Annotated in this window: 17 protein-coding genes; 9 read left to right on the top strand and 8 right to left on the bottom strand. The window is 68.7% G+C overall.

Going from position 1 to position 19983, the window contains the following annotated elements; genetic code table 11:
- Positions 1 to 40 precede the first annotated feature (40 nt).
- Together phaP and clpS are read left to right on the top strand one after the other, a co-directional pair.
- Positions 41 to 787 (top strand): TIGR01841 family phasin, encoded by a 747-nt coding sequence (phaP, locus tag ABLE38_RS10615; protein ID WP_348974112.1) that lies wholly within the window; start codon positions 41 to 43, stop codon positions 785 to 787.
- 178 nt (positions 788 to 965) lie between these two features.
- Positions 966 to 1298 carry an ATP-dependent Clp protease adapter ClpS gene (gene clpS, locus ABLE38_RS10610; RefSeq protein WP_348974489.1) on the top strand — a complete coding sequence of 111 codons (333 nt, stop codon included), beginning with the start codon at positions 966 to 968 and terminating at the stop codon, positions 1296 to 1298.
- A 292-nt stretch (positions 1299 to 1590) separates the two neighbouring features.
- Here the strand turns inward: clpS and ABLE38_RS10605 are convergent, their stop codons facing one another.
- Positions 1591 to 2298 (bottom strand): Crp/Fnr family transcriptional regulator, encoded by a 708-nt coding sequence (locus ABLE38_RS10605; RefSeq protein WP_348974111.1) that lies wholly within the window; start codon positions 2296 to 2298, stop codon positions 1591 to 1593.
- A 150-nt stretch (positions 2299 to 2448) separates the two neighbouring features.
- Between ABLE38_RS10605 and murA the strand changes: the two genes are divergently transcribed.
- Positions 2449 to 3732, top strand: coding sequence for a UDP-N-acetylglucosamine 1-carboxyvinyltransferase (gene murA, locus ABLE38_RS10600; protein WP_348974110.1), 1284 nt, complete (start codon positions 2449 to 2451; stop codon positions 3730 to 3732).
- A 4-nt stretch (positions 3733 to 3736) separates the two neighbouring features.
- On the opposite strand, the gene ABLE38_RS10595 is transcribed toward murA, so the two are convergent.
- Positions 3737 to 4558, bottom strand: coding sequence for an oxidoreductase (locus ABLE38_RS10595; protein WP_348974109.1), 822 nt, complete (start codon positions 4556 to 4558; stop codon positions 3737 to 3739).
- Between the two features lie 97 nt (positions 4559 to 4655).
- Here ABLE38_RS10595 and ABLE38_RS10590 point away from each other — a divergent pair, with 97 nt between their 5' ends.
- The gene (locus ABLE38_RS10590; protein ID WP_348974108.1) at positions 4656 to 5558 is read left to right on the top strand and encodes a LysR family transcriptional regulator; all 903 of its coding nucleotides are present in this window, start codon (positions 4656 to 4658) and stop codon (positions 5556 to 5558) included.
- Here ABLE38_RS10590 and ABLE38_RS10585 read toward each other — a convergent pair.
- Positions 5555 to 7951 carry a GH92 family glycosyl hydrolase gene (locus tag ABLE38_RS10585; protein ID WP_348974107.1) on the bottom strand — a complete coding sequence of 799 codons (2397 nt, stop codon included), beginning with the start codon at positions 7949 to 7951 and terminating at the stop codon, positions 5555 to 5557. The two genes, ABLE38_RS10590 and ABLE38_RS10585, sit on opposite strands and share 4 nt — an antisense overlap.
- A gap of 94 nt (positions 7952 to 8045) precedes the next feature.
- On the opposite strand from ABLE38_RS10585, the gene ABLE38_RS10580 reads away from it, so the two are divergent.
- The 3 genes from ABLE38_RS10580 (at position 8046) to ABLE38_RS10570 (ending at position 11634) form a co-directional block, all read left to right on the top strand.
- Positions 8046 to 9611: an MFS transporter gene (locus ABLE38_RS10580; RefSeq protein WP_348974106.1), complete on the top strand. Its 1566-nt coding sequence runs from the start codon at positions 8046 to 8048 to the stop codon at positions 9609 to 9611.
- A gap of 83 nt (positions 9612 to 9694) precedes the next feature.
- Positions 9695 to 10591, top strand: a complete 897-nt coding sequence (locus ABLE38_RS10575; RefSeq protein WP_348974105.1) for an iron-containing redox enzyme family protein — start codon at positions 9695 to 9697, stop codon at positions 10589 to 10591.
- Positions 10592 to 10623: 32 nt separating this feature from the next.
- On the top strand, positions 10624 to 11634 hold the full coding sequence (locus ABLE38_RS10570; protein WP_348974104.1) for an SGNH/GDSL hydrolase family protein: 1011 nt from the start codon (positions 10624 to 10626) through the stop codon (positions 11632 to 11634).
- On the opposite strand, the gene ABLE38_RS10565 is transcribed toward ABLE38_RS10570, so the two are convergent.
- The 5 genes from ABLE38_RS10565 to lgt form a co-directional block, all read right to left on the bottom strand.
- The gene (locus tag ABLE38_RS10565; RefSeq protein WP_348974103.1) at positions 11631 to 12941 is read right to left on the bottom strand and encodes a cystathionine gamma-synthase family protein; all 1311 of its coding nucleotides are present in this window, start codon (positions 12939 to 12941) and stop codon (positions 11631 to 11633) included. The genes ABLE38_RS10570 and ABLE38_RS10565 overlap by 4 nt on opposite strands.
- 301 nt (positions 12942 to 13242) lie before the next feature.
- Positions 13243 to 14010, bottom strand: a complete 768-nt coding sequence (pgeF, locus tag ABLE38_RS10560) for a peptidoglycan editing factor PgeF (RefSeq protein WP_348974102.1) — start codon at positions 14008 to 14010, stop codon at positions 13243 to 13245.
- Positions 14007 to 14510, bottom strand: coding sequence for a GNAT family N-acetyltransferase (locus ABLE38_RS10555; protein ID WP_348974101.1), 504 nt, complete (start codon positions 14508 to 14510; stop codon positions 14007 to 14009). The genes pgeF and ABLE38_RS10555 overlap by 4 nt, the downstream gene beginning before the upstream one ends.
- Positions 14510 to 15499 (bottom strand): SAM-dependent methyltransferase, encoded by a 990-nt coding sequence (locus ABLE38_RS10550; RefSeq protein WP_348974100.1) that lies wholly within the window; start codon positions 15497 to 15499, stop codon positions 14510 to 14512. Before ABLE38_RS10550 ends, ABLE38_RS10555 begins: the two co-directional genes overlap by 1 nt.
- 104 nt (positions 15500 to 15603) lie before the next feature.
- A complete protein-coding gene (lgt, locus tag ABLE38_RS10545) occupies positions 15604 to 16473 on the bottom strand; it encodes a prolipoprotein diacylglyceryl transferase (RefSeq protein ID WP_348974099.1) in 870 nt (289 codons plus the stop codon).
- Between the two features lie 243 nt (positions 16474 to 16716).
- Here lgt and ABLE38_RS10540 point away from each other — a divergent pair, with 243 nt between their 5' ends.
- The gene (locus ABLE38_RS10540; protein WP_348974098.1) at positions 16717 to 18957 is read left to right on the top strand and encodes a molybdopterin cofactor-binding domain-containing protein; all 2241 of its coding nucleotides are present in this window, start codon (positions 16717 to 16719) and stop codon (positions 18955 to 18957) included.
- Positions 18954 to 19976: a ferrochelatase gene (gene hemH / locus ABLE38_RS10535; protein WP_348974097.1), complete on the top strand. Its 1023-nt coding sequence runs from the start codon at positions 18954 to 18956 to the stop codon at positions 19974 to 19976. Before ABLE38_RS10540 ends, hemH begins: the two co-directional genes overlap by 4 nt.
- The last annotated feature ends 7 nt before the right edge of the window (positions 19977 to 19983 follow it).

Here is a 19983-nt window from a genome sequence, read left to right as displayed (position 1 = left end):
CATGCTGCATCGCAGCAATAGCTTTAGGGAAGGCATATCAATGGCCACCAAGGGACCGAAGACCGGCACGGGCAAGCCCGCCGCTCCGAAGCCTGCGGCGCGCGCCAAGCCCGCGCCGAAACTTGCTGCGCCCAAGGCTGAGAAGCCCGCGCCGGTAAAGGCCGCCGAGACGATCGTCGAAGCGCCCGTTGCCGAGCCGGCACCTGTCCTTGCGGCAGCAACGCAGGAAGTGACCGAAACCGTCCAGACCGTGAGCGCGCCGATTGTCGAGGCCGTCGCGGAAACCGCAACCACCGCCGCGGAAGCCGTCGAAGAGATCGTCGCCGCGCCGGCAGTGAAGGAAAGTGTCAAGATGAGCACGATCGAGAACGCCACCGGCAAGGCCCAGGCTCTGTTCGCCGAGTGGAACGACCGCACCAAGGCCGCCGTCGAGAAGTCGACCAAGCTGGTCGAAGAAGCCAATGACTTCGCCAAGGGCAATGTCGAGGCGCTGGTCGAGTCCGGCCGCATCGCCGCCAAGGGCTTCGAAGGCCTGGGCCAGGATGCCGCCGAATATAGCCGCAAGAGCTTCGAGACCGCGACTGCCGCGCTGAAGAGCTTCTCGTCGGTCAAGTCGCCGGCGGACTTCTTCAAGCTGCAGAGCGATTTCTTCCGCACCTCGTTCGACTCGTACGTTGCCGAGGCTTCGAAGAACACCGAGGCGCTGATCAAGCTCGCCAGCGACGCTGCGCAGCCGATCTCGAACCGCGTTGCCGTCGCCGCCGAGAAGGTGAAGACCGCCGCGTAAGCGCGTCGCTTCCGGCCTTTCGGAAGCACAAGATCAGGGCGGCGCCTCCTCGCGGAGCGCCGCCCTTTCCTTTTGTCGGGTCGCAATCGGGGTTTACGCAACAACCCCGGCCTTGCCCTTGGCGATGCGAACCCATATTTTCCGCAGCGTGATTGATCCCGTGAAATTCGATATCCGCATGGCCGAGGACGGCAATGACGACGATCGCGGCAATGGCCCGAACATCGGCCTTGCCACGCGCACCCGCACGCGCACCAAGAAGCCCACGCCCTACCGCGTGCTGATGCTCAACGACGACTATACGCCGATGGAGTTCGTCGTGCTCTGCCTGCAGCGCTTCTTCCGGATGAACATGGAAGAGGCGACGCGCGTGATGCTCCACGTTCACCAGCGCGGCGTGGGCGTGTGCGGCGTGTTCAGCTACGAGGTCGCCGAGACCAAGGTGGCGCAGGTGATCGAGTTCGCGCAGCAGAACCAGCACCCGCTGCAGTGCACGCTGGAGAAGGCGTGAGCGCCCAAGCCCGTCATCCCGGCGCAAGCCGGGATCGCGTGAGGCTCCTGTCCCGCGCCATCGCCTGAGATCCCGGCCTGCGCCGGGATGACGCATTTTCGTTACGCTCCTGCCTCCGTACGATCCCGAGTAGGCGCTTTTCCGGGCGCCACAGCCTCCCGCCGAGCCGGTAAAACGCCCGCAGTTCCTGGAACCGGGGGGTTTGGGTAGGAACACTGGGCCGGACGGCGCGACTTGTCACCGCAGACGTCCGGCCCGCCTCTCTTCGAAAATCGTCGGAACGAAGCGCCGCTCAGCTCGCCTTGGGAAGCCAGCTGAGATCGAGCCCTTCATAGCGGTTGACGTAGTTCGCCGCGCGGGCGAGCGCGCGCTCGTCGCGCAGCGTCACGCGGCCCGCCTCGCGCGCGATCAGCCCCTCTTCCTCGAGCTGGCGCAGCATGCGGTTGACGTGCACCGCGGTCAGTCCGGTCGCGTCGCCCACTTCCTCCTGCGTCAGCCCCAGCGTGAACGCATTGGTGAGGCCCTTGTCAGTGGCGCGCAGGCGATTGCGCAGCTCGATCAGCAACGCGGCGACGCGCGCCTTGGCGCTGGTACGGCCGAGCGCGGCGAGGCGATCGGTGAGCGCCACCCGCTCGATCTGCGAATGGACCAGCACCATCGCCGCGAGCCGCGGATGCGCGAGCATCAGATCGGAGAGCGCGGCGCGATCGAACGGGCAGACCACGCAGTCGGACAGCGCCGCCAACGTCTCGGTCGCTTCCTGATAGACCGCGCTGGAGACGCCGAGCATGTCGCCCGGGAAGAGGAAGCGCAGGATCTGCCGGCTGCCGTCATCGAGCAGCACATAGCTCATCATCATGCCCTTGCGCAGGATGTAGAGCTCGTTGCAGCCCTCATTCTCGCGCTGCAACACCGCCCCGCGGCGCACGTGCCGCTGGCGTTCCTCCAATTTTTCGAGCGCATTCTGTTCGACCGAAGTCAGGTCGATCAGTTCGCTCAACCTTTCCGCAAAGCAACTGCCGGACACGCGATGGCTTCCCCCCACTTGTCGATGCAAAGCAGTGCAATTGAATCAATGCATTAAAGTCGATCAAGCCAGACACTTTCGCACCGGTCTTGCGCGTGGCGGGAGAGGCATTAGAAGCCCGGCATGGACCGTATTCTCATTCGCGGCGGCAACCGCCTTTCCGGCAAGATCCCCGTTTCGGGGGCCAAGAACGCCGCCCTCACGCTGATGCCCTGCGCGCTGCTCACCGACGAGCCGCTGACGCTGCGCAACCTGCCCCGCCTGGCCGATGTTGACAGCTTCGGGCACCTTCTCAACGAGCTCGGCGCCTCCACTGCGATCGAAGGCACGCGGCCGACCGATTTCGGCCGGGTGATGACGGTGCGCGCAGGCAAGCTGAGCTCGACGGTCGCCCCCTATGACATCGTCCGCAAGATGCGCGCCTCGATCCTGGTGCTCGGGCCGCTGCTCGGCCGCGCCGGCGAGGCGACCGTGTCGCTGCCCGGCGGCTGCGCGATCGGCAACCGCCCGATCGACCTGCACCTGAAGGCGCTCGAGGCGATGGGCGCCGAGATTGAACTGGCCGCAGGCTATGTGAAGGCGACCGCGCCCGGCGGACGCATCGCGGGCGGGCGCTACAGCTTCCCGGTCGTCTCGGTCGGCGCGACCGAGAATGCGCTGATGGCGGCGGCCACGGCCCGAGGCACGACCGTGCTCGACAATGCCGCACGCGAGCCCGAGATCGTCGACCTGTGCAACCTGCTCGTCGCGATGGGCGCGCACATCCACGGCATCGGCACCGAACGGCTGGAGATCGAGGGCGTCGACCGCCTGCACGGCGCGACCTATGCCGTGATGCCCGACCGGATCGAGGCGGGCAGCTATGCCTGCGCCGCGGCGATCACCGGCGGCGATGTCGAGCTGGTCGGCGCGGTGGCGGACGACATGCGCGCGACGCTCGACGCGCTGATCCAGGCCGGCGTGACCGTCGAGGAGACCAAGGCCGGCATCCGCGTCGCCGCCAATGGCCCGCTCAAGCCGCTGACGCTGTCGACCGCACCCTTCCCGGGCTTCGCCACCGACATGCAGGCGCAGTTCATGGCGATGCAGCTGGTCGCCGAGGGCGCCAGCGTGTTCACCGAGACGATCTTCGAGAACCGCTACATGCACGTGCCCGAGCTGGCTCGCATGGGCGCGCATATCGACGTGCGCGGACGCACCGCGGTGGTGCACGGTCCTTCCAAGCTCGTCGGCGCGCCGGTGATGGCGACCGACCTGCGCGCCTCGATGAGCCTGATCCTCGCCGGCCTGGTCGCCGAGGGCGAGACCCAGGTGCAGCGCGTCTATCACCTCGACCGCGGCTATGAGCGGCTCGAGGAGAAGCTGCAGGCCGTAGGCGCCGATATCGAGCGCGTCGGCGACGGCTGAGCCGTCACGCGGCGAAATCGGTGCTGCGGGTGACATTCTCCCAGCGATCGATCTCGTCGATCACCGCATCGAGCTTCTCGCGGGCGCGGCGCAGCGCGTCGCTGCCGAGCAGCAGGTGGAGCGGCGGGTTGGACGAATCGGCGAGCGCGAGGATCGCTGCGGCGGCGTGGCGGGGATCGCCGAGCTGCCTGCCCGCCATCGACCCGAATGCCGCCGAGGAGCGCCCGACCGACGCGGCATAGGCATCGTCCGCGCCGCTCTTGCGGATCGAATGGTCCGACAGGAAATCGGTGCGGAATGCGCCGGGCGCCACGGCGGTGACATGCACGCCGAGCGGCGCGACTTCCTGGGCGAGCGCTGCCGACAGGCCTTCGAGCGCATATTTGGCGGCGGCATAGAGGCCCGAGCCGGCGCCCGGCGCCCGGCCGGCGATCGAGGTGATGTTGACGATATGCCCGCTCCCCTGCGCGCGCAGATGCGGCAGCGCCGCGCGGATCAGGCGGAAGGGCCCGAACAGATCGACGTCGAACAGCCGGGCGACATCGGCATCGCTCGCCTGCTCGATCGCGCCGAGCAGGCCATAGCCGGCATTGTTGACGATCACATCGATCCGCCCCGCCAGCGCGAACGCCTGCGCGACCGTCGATCCGATCGCTTCGGCATCGGTCATGTCGAGCGGCAGCACGTGGAGCGTGCCGGTACCGGGCGCGAACGCGGGCGCCTCCCCGCGCGCGGTGCCGATGACGGTGTCGCCGCGCGCCAGCGCCGCCTGTGCCAGCGCCAGGCCGAGCCCGCGCGAGATGCCGGTGATGAACCAGGTCTTCATACTGTGATCTCCTTCGCGGCAGGAGATGGGCACTTGCTGCGGCGAGGATAATAACCGCATTTTGCCATGCACTTGTTAGCGCTGCTAAACAGTGCCGATGGAATCGACTCTATTGTCCGCCGACTATCAGCAGCTTCGCGGCTTCGTTGCGGTCGCGCAGCTGCTGAGCTTCAGCCGCGCCGCCACCGCGCTGGGCGTCTCGCCCTCGGCGCTGAGCCAGTTGGTCCGCGGGCTCGAGGAGCGGCTCGGCGCGCGGCTGCTCAACCGCACGACACGCAGCGTCTCGCTCACCGAGGCAGGTGCCGCGCTGCTCGCGCGCATCGAACCTGCGCTGGCCGAGCTCGGCGAGGCGATGCAGCAGGCACGCGCCGGTCGGGAAGGGGTCGCCGGGCGCGTCCGCATCCACGCCTCGCGCTTCGCGGGCGAGCTGCACGTGCAGCCGATCCTCGCCCGCTTTGCGCGGGACTATCCCGAAGTCGTGCTCGACATCTCGCTCGACGATACCGTGATCGACATGGTGGCGGGCGGCTATGACGTGGCGATCCGCATCGGCGAGCTGGTCGAGCGCGACATGGTCGCGCTGGCGCTCGGCAAGGAGATGCGCCAGCTCGCCGTGGCGACGCCCGACTATGTCGCGGCGCATGGCGCACCCGAGCATCCGCGCGCGCTGCTGCGCCATCGCTGCATCCGCTGGCGCTGGCCGGGCGAGGCGACGCCCTATCATTGGGAGTTCTGGGAAAATGGCTGGTTCCAGGTCGCCGTCGACGGACCGCTGATCCTCGACGACAAGCAGGCATGCATCGACGCCGCGCTGCAGGGCGTCGGCATCGCCTTCGCGATCGAGCCCAAGGTGCGCGGTCATATCGAGGCCGGGCGGCTGGTGCCGCTGCTCGAGCAATGGTCAGCGCCGTTCCCGGGCCACTATCTCTGCTACCCGCAACAGCGCCACATGGCGCCGGCGGTGCGCGCCTTCATCGACGCGGTGCGGCGCGGGGCCTAGCGCGCGGTGCTCATCGAATAGGGCCGCGCCGCCTTGTCCGCCGCCCAGCTCTTGTTGGGCGTCGCCTGCATCGTGAAGCGGAGCTCGCCGCCGGCGACGATCTCGCGATGCTCCAGATAGCCGCGCGCCAGCGGCTTGCCGTTCAGCATGACCTTGCCGATATATTTGTTCGCGTCCGACAGCCCATCCGCGACGATCGTGAAGCGCTTGCCGTTTGGCAGGGCCAGCGTCGCGCGGTCGAGGAACGGCCGGCCGATGACATATTGGTTGGAGCCCGGCGCGACTGGGTAGAAGCCCAGCGAGGTGAAGACGAGCCAAGCCGACATCTGGCCGAGATCGTCATTGCCCGAGAGGCCGTCCGGGGTCGGCTTGTACTGGCTCTCGACGATCTGCTTCAGGCGCTCCTGGGTACGCCAGGGCTGGCCGGCATAGCTGTAGAGATAGGCGACGTGGTGGCTCGGCTCGTTGCCATGGATGTACTGGCCGATCAGCCCGGCAATGTCCTCGGCATGGCTGTAGTCGAGCTTGGAATTGTCGAAGTCGAACATCGCGTCGAGCTTCCTGACCGCCGCGGCGTCGCCGCCGAGCAGCGCGAACATGCCGGCCTGGTCCTGCGGCACGAACCAGGAATATTGCCAGGCATTGCCCTCGGTATAGTCCGAGCCATAGTTGATCGCGGTGGGATCGAACGGCATGCGGTAGCTGCCATCGGACTTGCGGGCGCGCAGGAAGCCGGTCTTCGCGTCGAAGCTGTTGCGCCAGTTGCCGGCACGCTTGTCGAAGGCGGCGGCGACGTCCGGCTTGCCCATCGCCCGTGCCATGCGCGCGATGGTCCAGTCGTCATAGGCATATTCGACCGTCTTGGAGGCGGCTTCCGGCTCCTTGTCGATCGGGACGTAGCCGAGCTTCATATAGTGATCGAGGCCGCCATAGGGGCCATAGGTCGCGCTCTTCACCGCGGCGTCGAGCGCCGCATCCGGATCGAAGCCGCGAATGCCCTTGAGGTACGCGTCGGCGATCACCGGCACGGCGTGATAGCCGATCATCGTCCAGGTCTCGCGCCCCTGGAACTGCCAGACTGGCAGGATGCCGAACGGGCTGACCTGCTGGCTGGCGATCAGCGAATTGACGAAGTCCGCGTTCTTCTTCTCGCTCTGGGTGAGCAGGAGCAGGGGATGCTCGGCGCGGAACGTGTCCCATAGCGAAAAGGTCGAGTGGAAGGTGAAGCCCTTGGCGGCGTGGACCTGATCGTCCGGACCCCGCCAGCGGCCGTCGGCGTCGGAGAAGACGCTGGGCGCGATCATGCTGTGGTAGAGCGCGCCGTAGAACGTCTTGACCATCGCCGGGCTGCCCTCGGCCCGGATCGCGCCCAGGGCATCGGACCAGGCCGTGGTCGATCTGGCATGGACTTCCTTGAAGCCGCCGGGCTCGCTGTCGAGATTGGCGATCGCGCCATCCTCGTCGACCGAGGAGATCGCGACCTTCACTTCCAGCGGCTTGTCGAGCGCGCCGAAATCGAGCTGCGCCACCAGCGCGCGGCCGGCGAGCTGCGCGGTATCGTCGGCGCCGCGGCTGGGGCCCTGGAAGCCCCTGTACTCCACCTTCTCTTCCTTGTTGAGGAAGGCATGGCCGGTAAGCGGCGCGGACGGACGGATCGCGAAGAACAGCTTGCGCGCCGGCGCCCAGCCGCGCGTCTCGCGTGCGCCGGTGATCGTGCCGTCGGCGCGCAGGCGCACCGAGGACCAGAGCGTCTTGCCCGGATAATTGTAGAGCGAGCTGCGCAGGTCGAGCACGAGATGCGCGGCCTTGCCCGCGGGATAGCTGTAGCGCTGGACGCCGACGCGGGTGCCCGCGGTCATCTCGGCCAGGATGCCGGGATCGTCGAGCATCACCCGATAATAGCCAGGGGTCGCCAGCTCGCGATCATGGCTGAAGCGCGAGCGATAGCCCGAGCCCGGCTGCTTCGGGTCGCCGGGCTCGAGCGGCACCGCGTCGCCCGCCACCGGCATCATAAGGAAATCGCCCAGATCCGAATGCCCCGCGCCCGAGAAATGGGTCATCGAGAAGCCCTGGATGGTCGGGTCCTCATAGCGGTAGCCGGCGGCGTGGCTGTAGCATTCGCGGATCTTGCAGCCGGTATCGGTATCCGGGCTGAGCTGGATCATGCCGAACGGCGCCACGGCGCCCGGAAAGGTATGGCCCTCGCCGCCGGTGCCGATCCGCGGCGCGTCGAACCAGGGCGGCGGCACCGCCTCGCCCTGCCGGGCGGCGACCGGCGGCCTGCCCGCTTGCGCCGCGATCGGCGGGTTGCCGGTTTGCGCCGCGGCGATCGGCGCGGTGGTGAGCGACAGGGCGGCGAGCGCGGCAAGGCCGGTGCGGAACGGGGCGAGCATGAGGCGAGGTTAGAGCATGGCGCGCCGGCCCGCGCCAGCGCCGCTTTCCTCCCCGGCCGCTTCGTGCGACGCTGTGCGGCCAAGGGGAGCGGCGATGCAGAACAGTCTATCCGATCGGCAGGCAGTCTGGGCCTTTGCGCTCGGCTGCGCGATGGTGACCGCGGGCGTGCTGCTCCACATCCCGATGTTCCTGATGGGGCGCAGCATGCATTTCATGCTCGCCGGCATGCCGATGGGCTGGGACATGGTCGGCGGAATGGGGCTGATCATCGGCGGCTGCCTGATCGCGGCGTACGGCCTGCTCCCGCGCGGGATCGCCGCGCAGCGCGCCGCCGGAGCGGGCATCGAAGTCGCCGCGCCCGAGGATGCGCCGCTCGGGCCGGCGCATTGGCGGCTGATGGCAGTGCTCGTCGTCGCACTGGTCATCGACACGATGAAGCCGGCCTCGCTGGGCTTCACCGTGCCCGGCATGGTCGGCGAATATATGGTGCCCAAGGAGACGGTGAGCCTCGTCCCCTTCTTCGCGCTGATCGGCACGGTCACCGGATCGGTGGTGTGGGGCGTGCTCGCCGACATCTATGGGCGCAAGGCGACGATCCTGCTCTCGGCAGTGATGTTCGTCGGCACTTCGATCTGCGGCGCGATGCCCAGCCTCGCCTGGAACATCGGCATGTGCTTCATGATGGGCGCCGCCGCCGGCGGCATGCTGCCGGTCACCTATGCGCTGCTCGCCGAGATGATGCCCAACCGGCACCGCGGCTGGAGCCTGGTGCTGGTCGGCGGGCTGGGCGCGGGCGGCGGCTATTTCGTGGCGAGCGGCGCCTCGACGCTGCTGGTGCCCGACTATAGCTGGCGCATCCTCTGGCTGCTCAACCTGCCGACCGGGCTGACGCTGGTGCTGCTCGGCGCGCTGATCCCGGAGAGCGCCAAGTTCCTGCTCGCCCGCGGCCGCCTGGTCGAGGCGCAGGCCGTGATGGCGCGGTTCGGCGCGGTGGCGCGCAAGGCCCCCGCGCCTGCGACGGCGAGCCCGGGCAAGGGCGCGCTCAAGGGCATTCACCTCTATGGCAAGCTGGCGGCGCTTTCGCTCACCGGCATCACCTGGGGGCTGATCAATTTCGGACTGCTGCTGTGGCTGCCCAACCATTTCGTCAGCGAAGGCTATTCGATGGAAGTGGCGAGCCGGCTGCTCGCCGAAAGCGCGCTGATCGCCTTCCCCACCATCTTCGTCGGCGCGCTGCTCTACAGCCTGTGGAGCACCAAATGGGCGCTCGGCGCCTCGATCGCGGTGACCCTGCTGGGCCTGGGCGGGGTGCTGCGGATGGAGCTGTTCGGCGGGGGCAGCCCGGTGCTGCCGGTGGCGCTGCTGATCATCGGGATCAATGGGATCATCGCGATCCTCCTGCCTTACACGGCCGAGAGCTTTCCGCTGCGGGTGCGCGGCCGGGCGACGGGCTGGGTGGCGGCGTGCACCAAGGCGGGCGGGGTGATCGCGCAGGCGCTGTTCATCGCCAAGCTGGTGCCCTCGATCGGCGTGCTCGCGGGCGCGATCATGGTGCCGATGGTGGCCGCGCTGGCGCTCGTCGCCTGGTTCGGCCGGGAGACGCGCGGCGGCGATCTGCGCCAGCTCGACGAAGCCATGGACGCGCCGCTGGTGCGATGAAAATTGCCTGATCCAAGTTAGTTGCCGGAACTTGAGTCCCCGTCTGCCGGTTTTTCACGGCATCCCAGGAGAGATTCAAAGACATGGCAACCCGCCCGCGCGATTTCGCGAACGACCTCGGCTCGCAATTTCTGAAGGACAGCTTCCAGCGCGGATTGGCGCACTGGAACCGCGAACGGCTGGCGCCCGGATTCCCCAGCGCCGACTGGCAGAAGACCTATGAGCGCGACGTCAGGATGCAGCGGCTCGAGGGCGATTTCCTGGAGGAATTGCGCGCCGAGGTTGCGGACGAGGCGGCGCAGGCACCGACCGATGTCGAGGGCTTCATCGCCTGGTTCGAAGGGCTGAAGGGCACCGGCCCCGGCGAAGGCGACCCGCTCTTTCCCTGGCTGGCCGAAGAAGCCGACCGGGACCAGCTTCGATGGTTCTTCGAGCAGGAAGCCGCCGGCGAGGCGGGGTTCGACGACCTCGTCGCGATGACCCAGGTCAAGCTGCCGGTGCGGCCCAAGCTCGAGCTCGCCCGCAACTATTGGGACGAGATGGGCCATGGCACCGCCAAGGGCATGCACGGGCCGATGCTCGATGCGCTGGTCGAGACGCTCGAAGTCGAGCCGGTGATCGAGAACACGGTGTGGGAAAGCCTGGCGCTCGCCAATGCGATGACCGCGATGGCGAGCAATCGACGCTATGCCTGGCACTCGGTGGGTGCCCTCGGCGTGATCGAGCTGACCGCGCCGTGGCGCGCCGGCCTGGTCGCCGAGGGTCTCAAGCGCGTCGGGCTGACACCGAAGGAGGCGCGCTATTTCACACTGCACGCGGTGCTCGACGTGAAGCACAGCGAGGACTGGAACCGCGAGGCTATCCGCCCGGCGGTCGAGGAGGATCCGCGCCGCGCCACCGCGATGGCCGAGGGCGCGCTGATCCGGCTGCGCTGCGGCGCGCGCTGCTTCGACGCCTATCGCGACCATCTCTGGGGCTGACGCGGCGCCAAGCCGGGGATAGGCTCGCGGCGATGAGACTCGCTGCCCTCGCGCTGCTCGCGCCCTTCGCCCTGTCCGCAGCGCCGGCTCCCGAAGGCAAGCTGCTTGCCGTGCACACCGGCGGCCGCTTCGTGAGCGAGGGGGGTGCGCTGCGCTTCGGCTGGCCGGGCGCCTATGTCGAGGGGCGGTTCCGCGGGACCGATGTCACCGTCCACCTCAGGAACGGCAGCGATTTCCTGCGGATCAGCGTCGACGGCAAGCCGTTCCAGACGATCGTCACGCCGGGCGAGTCGGTGGTGAAGGTGGCGGGGCTCAAGCCGGGCGTGCACGCCGTCCGCCTCGACAAGATCACCGAGAGCCAGGCGGGGAGCAGCAGCTTCCTGGGCTTCACCACCCATGGCAGGCCGCTGCCGGCCCCGGCCCGGAAGCTGCAAATCGAGTTCATCGGCGACTCGCATACCGTCGGCTATGGCGACACCTCGCCGACCCGCGACTGCAAGGCGCAGCAGGTGCACGACACCACCGATACCAGCCTGGCCTTCGGGCCGGTGCTGGCGCGGCGGCTGGACGCCGATTACCGGGTCATCGCCTATTCGGGCTATGGCGTGGTCCGCAACTATGCCGGCAAGTTCCCGGCCGAGAACCTGCCCTTGCTCTACCCCCGCGCCATTCCCGGCGAACCGGCACCGGCCAGGGCGGACGGCTGGAAGCCGGGGGTGATCGTCATCAACCTGGGCACCAACGACTTCTCGACGCCGGTCCATCCCGGTGAGGCCTGGGCGGACGAAGCGGCGCTGCGGGCGGACTATCGGGCCCGCTACATCGACTTTGTCAAAGCGCGCCAGCGCAGCAATCCGGGAGCCCGCATCCTGCTGATGGGGGCGGAGAATTTCCACGCCGATGTCGCCGCGGTCGCCGCGGCAACCGGGGTGACTGCAGTGAAGGTGCCGGCGCTCGAGATGACGGGCTGCAACTGGCACCCGTCGCTCAAGGACCACCGGACCATGGCCGATCTGCTCCAGGCGGCGATCGCGCGGCGCTAGACCGCCTTCAGCGCCTCCTCGAAATCGGCGATCAGGTCGTCGGCATCCTCGACGCCGATCGAGATGCGGACGAGATTGTCGGTGATGCCGAGCGCCTGCTTGCGGGCGTCGGGCACCGACAGGTGCGTCATGCCGGCCGGGTGGCTGGCGAGCGTCTCGGTGCCGCCGAGCGACACCGCGAGCTTGGCGATCTTGAGGCTATCCAGGAACGCAAACGCCTCCTTCTCGCCGCCCTTGAGGTAGAGCGAGAAGGTCGAGCCGGCGCCGGTGCAGTGGCGGTTGTAGATGTCGGCCTGGCGCGAGCCTTCCTCGAGGAAGCCGAGATAGCCGACATGCTCGACCTTGGGATGCGTGCGCAGGAACTCGCAGACCTTGACGGCATTCTCGCCGGCGCGGCTCATGCGCAGCTCGAGCGTCTCGAGGCTGCGCAGCAGCATCCAGGCGGTGTTGGGATCGCAGATCGTGCCGATCGTGTTGCGCATCAGCCGGATCGTGTTGATGTGCTCCTTCGAGCCGAGCACGCCGCCCGCGACCAGGTCAGAATGGCCGCCGGCATATTTGGTCAGCGAATAGACGACGATGTCCGCGCCCTGCTTGAGCGGCTGGGCCCAGAGCGGCCCGAGGAATGTGTTGTCGATCGCGATCGGCGGCTTGTTGGCGCCCTTGAAGATCGCGTCGCGGCTGGCGGCGACGGCCTCGACATCGACCAGCGCGTTGGTCGGGTTGGCCGGGCTTTCCAGATAGATCAGCGCGACATTGCCGCTGGCGGCCTTGCTCAGCACCGCGTCGATCTCCTCGCGCGTGGCACCCGCCGGGAAGTCGAGCCAGTGGACGCCGAAGCGGCCGAGGATGCGGGCGATCAGCGTCTCGGTCGCCGCATAGAGCGGGCCCGAATGGACGATCGTGTCGCCCGGCTTGACCATCGACAGGAACAAGGTGGCGATCGCCGACATGCCCGAGGAGAAGGCCAGCGCGTCCTCGGCGCCTTCCCAGATGCCCAGGCGATCCTCGAGGATCTCCTGGTTCGGGCCGTTGAAGCGCGAATAGACCAGCCCGTCGGCGCCACCCGGACGCTTGCCGGTGACGCCCTCGAAATGGCGCTTGCCGGCCGCGGCATTGGGAAAGACGAAGGTCGAGGTGAGGAAGATCGGCGGCTTCAGCGAGCCTTCGGAGAGCACCGGGTCATAGCCATGCCCCATCATCATCGTGCTGGGCTTGAGCTTGCGCGTCCCCACCGTGTCGACATTCGCCTTGGGGCGGCGGCGCGGGGTGGCGCCGGTCAGCTCGGCTTCGGTTTCGTCGGTCATCTTGGCTCTCCGGGACGGGTCTATTTCGTATCAACTGTAACGATTCGGTGGGGGTTGGGGAGCCCCAAACCCGCGGAAAGTCACAAAAGCCGCGACATTCACGCGCGCGAGGCCGGAAGTGCGCCCTTGTGGGTGCGGCGCGGGGTGGCGCCGGAACGGCGCGGGCGGGATGGCGGCGAGTCGATGGCCCATGCTTTCGAGGAAAACATGGAAAATCCAACATTGGAAGGGACGTGCCGACGGTTCGGCGCGCCCGCCCTTCACCCCGGCCTTGTGCCGCGGTGACGATCGGGGATCGCCCTTACGTCAGCCCGATAATGCTGATCTGCCGGCCGTAATCGGGCTCCTTGCGGTGCGTGCTGCGCCGATAGGAGTAGAAGTGCTCGGCCTGGGCATAGGTATCCTGCCCGAGCATCTCGACGGTGCGCAGGCCCGCCGAAGCGAGCCGGTGCGCGACATAGGCTTCGAGATCGAACTGCCAGTGATCGTCGCGGCGGCCTTCGGTGAAGAAGCGCTCATTCTCCGGATCGGCCTCGGCGAAGCGCGCGAGGAAGCCGGCATCGACTTCGTAGGAGGCGCGGGCGATGCACGGGCCGACCGCGGCAACGATCCGCTCGCGCCGGGCACCGAGCGATTCCATCGCGGCAAGCGTCGAATCGGTGACGCCGCCGATCGCGCCCTTCCAGCCGGCATGCGCGGCGCCGACGACGCCGGCCTCGCGGTCGGCGAACAGCACCGGCGCGCAATCGGCGGTGAGGATACCGAGCGCGAGGCCCGGGCGATCGGTGACCAGCGCATCGGCATGTGGCCGCAACCGGTGCTCGAACGGCTCGATCACTGCGACGCAATCGGCCGAATGGACCTGATAGAGCGTGACCAGCTGGGCGCCGGGCAGCACCGCCCCGACCGCGCGGCGGCGATTCTCGGCGATCAGCGCGGGATCGTCGGTGGAGCCCATGCCGACGTTGAGGCTGGCCATGTCGCCAATCGACACCCCGCCGCGGCGCCCGAGAAAGCCGTGCGCGACACCGCCCAGCGCGCGGGCCTGGAAGGCCTCGACTTCGTTCACAGCCTGCACCGCATCAGCCGGTCCTCGTCCGCATGGTCGCCGACCATGAAGATATAGGGGCCCTGATCCTCGAAGCCGTTCCTTTCGTAGAAGCGCTTCGCCCGGTGGTTGTCGATATAGACCGAGAGCCACATCTCCTCGGCACCGCGGGCGCGACCCTGGTCGAGCGCCCAGTCGATCAGCATCTGCGCGGCGCCGCTGCCCTTGGCGCGCTCGTCGAGATAGAGCTGGCGCAGCTCATAGGTGCGCGCAGCCGTCTCGGCGGGGAGCGTGAGGTCGCTCACCTTGGCGAAGCCGGCCAGGCCCGCTTCGTCCTCGGCGAGGCGGAACTTCAGGTCCGGCTCGGCGAATTCCCCGGCCCAGGCCGCAGGCGTGAACTTGTCGAGGAAGGCGGCGAGGTTCTCCGGCGTGTAGAGATGGCCGAAAGTCGCGACGAAGCTGGCACGAAACAGCGCGTCGATCGCCGGGATGTCGGCCGGGGTGGCGTCACGATAGCGCATCACTCGAACCCCGCGGGCACCGGCCAGCCGGGCGCCGTGAACGCGATCACCTTGAACAGCTCGCCCATCTGCTCGGGATCGACGAGCCGGTCGCGATCGGTGGCGAGCTGGCCGGCGCGCTCGGGCGACGCCAGGGAAAGACTGGCGGTGCGCTCGGTGATGCCGAGCCGCGTGAGGAACTCACCCTGCGTCACCGGTCCATGGGCGACCAGCCCCTCGGCTTCCGCCGCCTCGCGCAGCGTCGCGAAGTCGACATGCGCGGTGAGGTCCGCCTCGCCCGGCGTATCGAAGGGGTTGGCATATTCGTGGCCCTTCACGGCCTGAAGCGTGTCGCCGATCGCCGGGCCCGAATAGCCATAATCGAGGATCAGCGCGGCACCGCCCTGCTCCTCGAGCCGCTTGGCGAGCTGGCGCAGCACCGCGACGCTGGCGGGTGAGGTCTCGAGGATCGCACCGGGCTCGGCATCCTTGAAGGCGCGCGGGATGATCATGTCGAAGCTGCGATCGCCGGCGATCGGCAGGAACAGCGTGTCCTGGCAGGCGACCAGCCGCTCGCGCCAGCCTTCCTGCGTGGCGATCAGCTGGCGGATCGGCAGCGCATCGAAGAACTCGTTGGCGACGAAGATCAGCGGCGCATCCTCGGGCAGGCCGACGAGATCGAGGTGGAATTCGGCGTTCGGCACCTGGCTCGCCTGGGCGGCGCGCAGGATCGGGCTGGTCTCGACCAGGTCGACCGGCGGCACGAGCCCGACCTTCGCCATCGCCCGCAGCGCGTCCGCGGCAAGCGTTCCGCGGCCCGGCCCGAGCTCGACATAGCGCGCGGGCGGCTGGCCGGCGCGCTGCCACAGGTCCGCCACCCACAGCCCGATCAGCTCGCCGAACATCTGGCTGACTTCGGGCGCGGTGGTGAAATCGCCGCGCGCGCCGAGCGGGTCGCGCGTCGCGTAATAATGCGCGTTGGCGGCGCCCATGAACTGCGAGAGCGGCATCGGCCCGGCCAGGGTGATGGCGCGGGCGAGCCGTTCGGCGAGCAGCGGTTCGGCGGCGTTGGCGCTGCGCTCCGAAGCGGGCGCGTCGAGGGGATTGTCGCTGCTCAGGCGACACTCTCCGCGCCGGCGATCGGCTCGACGCGCTCGCGGCGTTTGTTGGCGGTCGCGATCAGATAGATGCCGCCCAGGATCATCGGCAGGCACAGCACCTGGCCCATATGGATGACGTTGGCGAAGAAGGTGCCGCCGAACTGGGCATCGGGCTCGCGGAAATATTCGACGAAGAAGCGGAAGCAGCCATAGCCGAGCAGGAAGATGCCGGTGAGCTTGCCGGGCGCGTAGCGCGCCTTGGTGCGCCAGAAGGCGAACCACAGGATGGCGAAGAGGACCAGGCCCTCGAGCCCCGCCTCGTAGAGCTGGCTCGGATGGCGCGCCACGTCGCCGGCATGCGGGAACACGATCGCCCAGGGCAGGTCCGCCGGCTTGCCCCAGAGCTCGCCGTTCACGAAATTGGCGAGGCGGCCGAAGAACAGGCCGAAGGGCGCGCAGCAGGCGACATAATCATGGACGCGCAGCCAGTTGAGCCCGTGGCGGCGGCACATCAGGATGATCGCCAGCGTGGTGCCGAGGACGCCGCCATGGAACGACATGCCGCCGTCCCACAGCATGAGGATGCGCACCGGACTGAGGAACATCTCCGGCGCATAGAAGATGACGTAGCCGAGCCGGCCGCCGAGGATGATCCCGAGCGTGGCGTAGAAGACGAGGTCGTCGGCATGCTGGCGGCCCATCGGCGCGCCGGGCTGGCGCAGCAGCTTGATCAGGTACCACCAGCCGATCAGGATGCCGGCGATATAGGCCAGCGAATACCATTTGACCTGGAAGAAGCCGAGGTCGAGCGCGACCTTGTTGAGGCCGAGATCGGCGAAATGGATATGATCGGCCGCGGCGGCGGCTAGGGTGGCAAGCAGCACGTATGTCCCTCCAGGGTGTAAGGCCCCGATAGAACACGCTCGTTGCAAACCCAAGAGGCTCGCGGCGAATGACCCATTTCGTCACCCCGGACGTGTGCCGGGGTCCACCGGGAGGCAGGCGCCGGGCCAGAGGTTCTAGGATAGCCGGTGCGGCGCAGCGGACACCGGCACGAGGCCGGAGCGACGGCGTCGGGATTGGCCGGCGGGGTGACAGCCCCGGGCGCGCAGGATAGAGCCAGCGGGATGAAGGTCGATTTCGGCACGCTCCGCAAGCTCGATCGGCGCACGCTGCTGATTGGCGGCGGCGTCGGCGTCGGGCTGGTGGTCGCCTGGGGCGTGTGGCCGCGCACCTATCTGCCCAACCTCACTGCGGCGCCGGGCGAGAGCATCTTCGGCGCCTGGATGAAGATCGGCGCGGATGGGCATGTCTCGGTCGCGGTGCCGCAATGCGAGGAGGGCCAGGGCGTGTTCACCGCGCTGCCCCAGATCATCGCCGACGAGCTGGGCGCCGACTGGAAGCTGGTCGGAGTCGAGCCGGCGCCGCTCAACCCGCTCTATGCCAATCCGCTCGCCGCCGAGGAATTGTTCGAGCTCGCGCTGGGCGGCCTGCCCGAGCAGCTGCGCCGCACCCATGCCGCGCGCACCGGGCTGATGCTGACCGGCTGCTCGACCTCGATCCGCAGCTTCGAGGACCAGCTGCGCCACGCCGGCGCCACCGCGCGCGTGCTGCTGTGCAAGGCGGCGGCGCGGCGCTGGAACACCGAGTGGCAGAGCTGCGACACCGCCGGCGGCCAGGTGTTCCACGGCAATTCCAAGCTCGGCTTCGGCGCGCTGGCGGCGGAAGCGGCCGACGAGAGCGTGCCGGGCGACGTGCCGCTGCGCACTGGCGAGACCAACCGGCTCTACGGCCAGCCTTTGCCCCGGCTCGATGCGCCGGCCAAGGTCGACGGCAGCCTCGACTTCGCCGCCGACGTGCGGCTGCCGAACATGGTGTTCGCCTCGATCCGGATGGGCCCGATCGGCGAGACCGCGCTGGTCAAGCTCGACCGGGCGGCGGCCAACAAGGTGCCGGGCATGCTCGCGGTGGTGACGACCGACCAGTGGGTCGCGACCGTCGCCAACAATGGCTGGGCGGCGGAAAAGGCGATCGACGCGATGCGCCCGCGCTTCAAGACGCCCGAGGACGTGATCAACAATGATTCGATCGCCGACGCGCTGAACGCCGCGTTCGATGCGGACGGCGCGCGGCTCCACGCGGCGGGCGACCTGGCGGCGGACTTCCGCGGCGCCAAGGTGGTCAACGCCGAATATCGCGTCGACGTCGCGCTCCACGCCGCGCTCGAGCCGATGACCTGCACCGCCAATTACGCCGACGGCCATCTCTCGCTATGGCTGCCGACCCAGGCGCCGGGGCTGGCGCGGGCGGCGGCGGCGCGGGCGACGGGCATCGGCGAGAGCGCGGTGACGGTGCACGCGACGATGGCCGGCGGCTCGTTCGGCGCCAAGCTCGAGCACGAGGTGGCGGCGCAGGCCGCGCTGCTCACCCAGAAGATCGGCCGGCCGGTGCAGCTCACCTGGCCGCGCGGCGAGGATTTCCGCCACGACCGCTACCGCCCGCCCGCGATCGGACGCCTGACCGGCAAGCTCAACCAGGGCGGCCAGGTCACCGGCCTGCTCGCCAAGATCGCCGCACCCGAGACCGGGCGCGAGCTGGCGACGCGGCTGCTCGGCAGCGATCCGGTGGTGCAGGCCTCGCTCGCGCTGCCGGGCAAGGGCGATCCTTCCGCAGTGGAGGGCGCGCAGCCCGTCTATGGCATTCCCAATTACGCGGTGGACCATCACCCCGCGTCGATCGGGGTGCCGACCGGCTATTGGCGCTCGGGCGCGCACAGCTACACCTGCTTCTTCGTCGAGAGCTTCCTCGACGAGCTGGCGCATGTCGCCGAACAGGACGCGGTCTCCTTCCGCATGGCGATGCTGGGCGGCGAGACGCGCCTCGCACGATGCCTGCAGACCGCGGCGCAGCTGGGCGGCTGGCAGGGCGGGCAGCCGGGCGGCGGCCAGGGCATCGCCTGCCACGCGTTCCGCGGCTCCTATATCGCCGTGATGGCCGAGGCGCGGCTCGACGGGCGCAAGGTCGTGGTCGAGCGGCTGGTCGCCGCGGTCGATTGCGGGCGGGTGGTCAATCCGGACCTGGTGAAGCAGCAGATCGAGGGCGGGCTGATCTTCGGCATGGCGGCGGCGATCGCGGGATCGACCGGCTTCACTGAGAATGTGGCCGACGTGCGCGAGCTTTCCGAGCTCGGCCTGCCGACCCTGGCCGACGCGCCCGACATCACGGTGGAGATCCTGCGCAACGGCGCCGATCCGGGCGGAGTGAGCGAGCTCGCCGTGCCGCCGGTGGCGCCGGCCATCGCCAATGCGCTGCAATCGGCGAGCGGCGTGCGCTTCCGCGTGCTGCCCTTGCTCTCGGACGCCGAATGATCTGGCCCGAGCGGCACCCGCCGATCCCGCCCGCGAAGATCGGCGTGCTGCTGGTCAACCTCGGGACGCCGAGCGCACCCGATGCCGCCTCGGTGCGGCGCTATCTGGGCGAGTTCCTATCCGATCGCCGCGTGGTGGAGATCCCGCCGCTGATCTGGCAGCCGATCCTGCGCGGGGTGATCCTGCGCACCCGGCCCAAGAAATCGGCGCATGCCTATCGCCAGGTCTGGCGCGAGGACGGATCGCCGCTCGCCGCGATCACCCGGGCGCAGGCGACCGTGCTCGAGGATGCATTCGGGCCGGAAGTGATCGTCGATCATGCGATGCGCTACGGCCAGCCGGCGATCGCCGAGCGCATCGAAGTGCTCAAGGCGCGCGGCTGCCAGCGCATCCTGATCGCGCCGCTCTATCCGCAATATTGCGCGGCGACGACCGCGACCGCCAACGATGCCGCCTTCGCCGCGCTGGCGAAGATGCGCTGGCAGCCGGCGATCCGCACGCTGCCGCCCTATCACGACCATCCCGCCTATATCGCCGCGCTCAAGGCATCGGTGGAGGCGAGCCTGGCCGCCCTCGACTTCGCGCCCGACGCGATCCTGGCGAGCTTCCACGGCATGCCCGAGCGGACGCTGACGCTCGGCGACCCCTATCACTGCCACTGCCAGAAGACCGCGCGGCTGCTGGGCGAGGCGCTCAAGGATACCCTGGGCGACCGCGAGCTGATCACCACCTTCCAGTCGCGCTTCGGCCGCGCCAAATGGCTCGAGCCCGCCACCGACGCGACGCTCGCCGCGCTGCCGGCCAGGGGCATCAAGAAGATAGCGATCGTCGCGCCCGGCTTCTCGGCCGATTGCCTGGAGACGCTGGAGGAGCTGGCGATCCGCGGGCGCGAAAGCTTTCACGCCGCGGGCGGAACCGATTTCGCCTATCTGCCTTGCCTGAATGACAGCGAGGGCGGCATCGCGATGCTGCGGACAATTTTGCGCGAGGAGCTTGCGGGCTGGACCCAGCCTGCCTAGCGTTTTC

Source organism: Sphingomonas sp. KR3-1 (assembly GCF_040049295.1).
In the GTDB taxonomy this organism is placed as follows: Bacteria; Pseudomonadota; Alphaproteobacteria; order Sphingomonadales; family Sphingomonadaceae; genus Sphingomonas.
Note: the sequence above shows the minus strand (reverse complement) of the source record. Positions and strands in the feature narration are given on the sequence as shown.